Here is a 1,251-nt window from a genome sequence, read left to right on the forward strand (position 1 = left end):
CTGTAGAAAAAGCTTATCTCACCAGCGGAGAAGGCTGTTTATCTGTAGACCGCCAAGTACCCGGGTATGTCCCGCGCTATTCAAGGGTTACAATCAAGGGGATGGACATTGACGGAAACCCTGTCAAAATCCGCTTGAAAGGACTGCCTTCCATCGTAATGCAGCATGAAATTGATCATCTTAACGGCGTAATGTTTTATGATCATATTGATCATGGGAATCCCCTTATGCCAATTCCGGATGCAACTCCCATTGATAGATAGAAACCAAAAAGGAAACTCCTAATTGAGAGTTTCCTTTTTTTGCATAGTCTTAAACATTAAATTAATGAAAGTTCTTTCAGGCCATGATAGATTCCATCCTCATCCACCGGCTTTGTGATCAGGTTCGCATGCTCTTTCACTTCCTGGACTGCGTTGCCCATCGCTACACCCGTACCGACAGCCTCTATCATTTCAATATCATTCAAGCCGTCGCCGAATGCATACACTTCACTAATATCGAACCCAAGCTTCTCGATCATTTTTTTGATTCCTTCTGCTTTGGAACCGCCTCTCGGAAGAACATCCATTGAGTATTCATGCCATCGGATAAAATTAAACTTAGAGAACTTTCCTCTGTAGAGGGCCTCATCCGTATCCCGGCAAAACAAAAGGGATTGATAGATTTCCTTATCACTGTAAAAATCCGGCTGAAAATCAGGATGAGGAAACTTCAAGCTCCCCATGCTTTCTTCAATAAACGGATGATGATGGATGTTGGCTTTCATCGTTTTTTCATTCAGGTGCACGACCGGGTGGCTGTTCTCCCCTGCCATTTCCAAAAGCGTAACAAGCTCTTCCCTGTTCAACGGGTTCTTATAAATCACCTCGTTCTCAAAAACAACATACTGTCCATTAAAGGAGACGAAGGATTCTATCCCGAGCTCCTCCCTTAGCCCCTCATACATAAAAGGTGCACGGCCAGTGGCAATCGCCACATATGTACCATTCTCCTGCAGCTGCCTGATGGCCTTCTTTGTGGCATCAGGTAATTTCTTATCATGATCAAGCAATGTTCCATCTATATCAAAAAACACGATCTTTGACATTTTACTGACTCCCTTCAACTACATGGTTACCATTTTTCGGAATGTTTGTTTTCTAAAAGATTGTTACTTTTCACAATAACTCCTTTGGATTAGTTTACGAATGAATGATTAAAGCGGGAGGGTGCGTGACCTCCTGCGGGATTAGCGGGACAGGTGAGACC

General features: G+C 43.4%; 2 protein-coding genes. One reads left to right on the forward strand and one right to left on the reverse strand.

Features of this window, described 5'->3' with window-relative positions; translation table 11 throughout:
* The coding region (locus BSG1_RS19575; RefSeq protein WP_006838984.1) for a peptide deformylase at positions 1 to 263 on the forward strand (263 nt) is incomplete at its 5' end.
* A 56-nt stretch (positions 264 to 319) separates the two neighbouring features.
* Here BSG1_RS19575 and BSG1_RS19580 read toward each other — a convergent pair.
* Complete coding sequence (locus BSG1_RS19580) at positions 320 to 1,090, reverse strand: Cof-type HAD-IIB family hydrolase (protein WP_006838985.1); 771 nt, start codon at positions 1,088 to 1,090, stop codon at positions 320 to 322.
* Positions 1,091 to 1,251: the final 161 nt, after the last annotated feature.

Origin of the sequence: Bacillus sp. SG-1, assembly GCF_000181495.1 — a bacterium.
Taxonomy (GTDB): domain Bacteria; phylum Bacillota; class Bacilli; order Bacillales; family Bacillaceae_B; genus Rossellomorea.

Excerpts from the sequence above, each read along its gene's own strand:
- BSG1_RS19580 (WP_006838985.1), bottom strand. The coding sequence starts at position 1,090 with ATGTCAAAGATCGTGTTTTTTGATATAGATGGAACATTGCTTGATCAT.